This is a genomic window from Actinosynnema sp. (assembly GCF_052038725.1).
In genome coordinates this window covers 1-2722 of record NZ_JBQGCX010000187.1, presented here as the reverse complement: position 1 = coordinate 2722, position 2722 = coordinate 1, and the positions used below count along the sequence as shown (strand labels likewise).

Here is a 2722-nt window from a genome sequence, read left to right as displayed (position 1 = left end):
TGCACGGCGTGGTCGACCATCATGCGGGCGCCCGCGACCGGCACGCCCATGTCCAGCGCGTCCAGGGTCGCCAGCTCCTCGCGGTGCGCCTCCACCACGTCGGCGATCTGCAGGAGCACCCCGGCGCGCCGCGCGGCGGGGGTGTCGGACCAGGTCTCGAACGCCGTCCGCGCCGCCCGGACGGCCCCGTCGACCTCCTCGGGGGTGGCGACGCCGAGGTGCGTGAGGACCTGCTCGGTGGTCGGGTCGACGGTGGCGAACACGTCGGGCGAGCGGGGCGCCACCTGGGCACCGTCGACGAAGAAGCCCTGGACGTCGGCGTCCAGCAGGGCGGGGCGGGGTCGGGTGGTCACTGCGGGGCCTCCTGGGGCCTGCGGGGTCTTGTGGTCACCACCGAGGCTGGCCGGGGTCGCGGCGGGTCGGGTTGCCCTGGTTTTCCTGGGTCTGGCGTGCCCACCCTCGCCGGGGGCGGACGCGGGGATGATGGCGGGCATGACCTCCTCGCCGTCCCTCCAGCTCGCCGACTTCCTGCGCGCCCGGCGTGGGCGGGTGCGCCCCGACGAGCTGGGGCTCGAACCCGGCGGGCGGCGGCGGGTGAGCGGGCTGCGGCGGGAGGAGCTGGCGGTGCTGGCCGGGGTGAGCACCGACTACTACCAGCGGATCGAGCAGGGGCGCGGGGTCAAGCCGTCCGACGAGGTGCTGGACGCGCTCGCGCGGGCGCTGCGGCTGACCGACGACGAGACCCGGCACCTGCGCACCCTCGGCAGGGCCGCGCGCAGGCCCTCCGCTCCCCCGCCGCGGCAGGTGGAGCGGGTGCCGGAGAGCACCCGGCGGCTGGTGGACCTGCTGCCCGCGCCCGCGATGGTGCTCGGGCGGCACCTGGACGTGCTGGCGCACAACGCGGTGGCGAACCTGCTGTTCGGCGGGATGGACGACGTGCTGCCGGGTGAGCGGAACATGCTGCGGGCGCTGTTCCTGCACCCCGACGCGCAGCGGGTGTGCCCGGACTGGGAGGAGTCGGCGAGCGAGTACATCGGGATGCTGCGCGCGGCGGCGGCCGAGGACCCGGACCACCCCCGCGCTCGGGAGCTCGTCGGGGAGCTGAGCCTGCTCAGCCCGGAGTTCCGGCGGATGTGGGCGCGGCACGACGTGCGGGAGAAGGTCAAGGGGGTCAAGTGGTTCGCGCGCACGCCGGTGGGGGCGCTGCGGTTGGACTGGGACGCGTACCCGCTTCCGGGGTGCCCCGGCCCGGTGCTGGTGGTGTACACGGCAGCGGCCGGGTCGGTGGACGCGGAGCGGGTGGCGGCGCTGCGGGAGCTGGTGGGCGCGCGGTGACCGGCCGGGGGCGCGTCCGCTCCCGGCCGGTCGGGGGTCAGGCCAGGTCGGCCGGGTTGGTGTTGGCGCCGCACAGGACCACGGCGACGCGCTCGCCGGACTCGGGGCGGTAGGCGCCGCCGAGCAGCGCGGCGTAGGCGGTGGCGCCGCCCGGTTCGAGTGCCTGGCGGTACTCGGACCACAGCAGCCCGCGGGCGTCGGCGATGGCCTGGTCGTCGACCAGCAGGGACTCGACGCCGGTGCGGCGGGCCACGGCGAACGCGATGTCGCCGACCCGGCTGGCGCCGAGCGAGTCGGCGGCGACGCCGGAGACCTGGACGTCCACCGGTTCGCCCGCGGCGAGCGCGGAGTGCAGGGTGGGGGCGGTCCTCGGCTCGACGGCGACCACCTTGGCAACGCCCTCCAGCGCCGCCGCGATCCCGGCGATCAGCCCGCCGCCCCCGACCGCGACCAGCACGGTGTCCACGCCGCCGGTCTGCTCCAGCAGCTCCAGCGCCAGGGTGCCCTGACCGGCGCAGACCTCCGGCTGGTCGTAGGCGTGGCAGAGCAGCGCGCCGCGGCGGTCGGCGTACTCGGTCGCCGCCTCGTAGGCCTGGGCGTACCGGTCGCCCACCTGCTCGACGGTCGCGCCGAGGGCGCGCAGGCGGTCCACCTTGACCCGCGGCGCGGTGGTCGGCACGAACACCCGCGCGGTCGCGCCGCACTCGGCCGCCGCGTCGGCGACGGCCAGCCCGGCGTTGCCGCCCGAGGCCGCCACGACCTCGGCGCCGCGCACGTCGCCCACCGACAGGAGGCGGTTGAACGCGCCCCTGGCCTTGAACGAACCGGTGCGCTGGAGGTGCTCCAGCTTGAACCACAGCCCGTCCAGCGGCTGGAACACCGGGGTGCGCCGCACCCGACCGCCGATCCGCCGCGCGGCGGCGTCGACCTCCGACCTCGTGATCATGGGTCAAGTCTGCGCCGAACGGCGCATTAGCGCCAGCGATGGGTGCTAAGCTGGCGACAGTTCTGCTTACGTCTGGGGGCCTGCTCGTGGTGGACGGTCATCGGGTCGACGCGCACCGGTTGGCGCTGTTGGCCGAAGTCGTGCGCGCCGGGTCGATCGCGGCTGCCGCCGGGCGGTTGTCGTTCACGGCGTCGGCGGTGTCCCAGCAGATCGCGGCGCTGGAGCGCGAGCTGGGCGGGCGGGTGCTGGACCGGCACCCGCGCGGGGTGACGCCGACGCCGCTGGGCGCGGCGATGCTCGGGCACGCGGAGGCGGTCGCGGGTGAACTGCGGGCGGCCGAGGCGACGGCTCGGGCGCTGCTGGGCGGCGCGCCGGGACAGGTGACGATCGGGACGTTCTCCACGGCGGGCACGACGCTGCTGCCGCCGGTGCTGGCCGCGT

4 protein-coding genes are annotated in these 2722 nt (G+C 76.3%); 2 read left to right on the top strand and 2 right to left on the bottom strand.

All coding sequences use genetic code 11. The annotated features are described in order from the left end of the window. Positions 1–353: aldehyde dehydrogenase family protein (locus ACTUAL_RS03475; protein ID WP_440899243.1), on the bottom strand; the 353-nt coding region annotated here is incomplete at its 3' end. Between the two features lie 139 nt (positions 354–492). Here ACTUAL_RS03475 and ACTUAL_RS03470 point away from each other — a divergent pair. Continuing rightward, a complete protein-coding gene (locus ACTUAL_RS03470; RefSeq protein WP_440899242.1) occupies positions 493–1335 on the top strand; it encodes a helix-turn-helix transcriptional regulator in 843 nt (280 codons plus the stop codon). Positions 1336–1372: 37 nt separating this feature from the next. Here the strand turns inward: ACTUAL_RS03470 and ACTUAL_RS03465 are convergent, their stop codons facing one another. Further along, a complete protein-coding gene (locus tag ACTUAL_RS03465) occupies positions 1373–2281 on the bottom strand; it encodes a threonine/serine dehydratase (RefSeq protein ID WP_096493279.1) in 909 nt (302 codons plus the stop codon). 86 nt (positions 2282–2367) lie between these two features. Between ACTUAL_RS03465 and ACTUAL_RS03460 the strand changes: the two genes are divergently transcribed. Beyond that, positions 2368–2722: LysR family transcriptional regulator (locus tag ACTUAL_RS03460; RefSeq protein WP_440899241.1), on the top strand; the 355-nt coding region annotated here is incomplete at its 3' end.

Coding starts and splice junctions, on each gene's coding strand:
- ACTUAL_RS03470 (WP_440899242.1), top strand. CDS start 493: ATGACCTCCTCGCCGTCCCTCCAGCTCGCCGACTTCCTGCGCGCCCGG.
- ACTUAL_RS03465 (WP_096493279.1), bottom strand. CDS start 2,281: ATGATCACGAGGTCGGAGGTCGACGCCGCCGCGCGGCGGATCGGCGGT.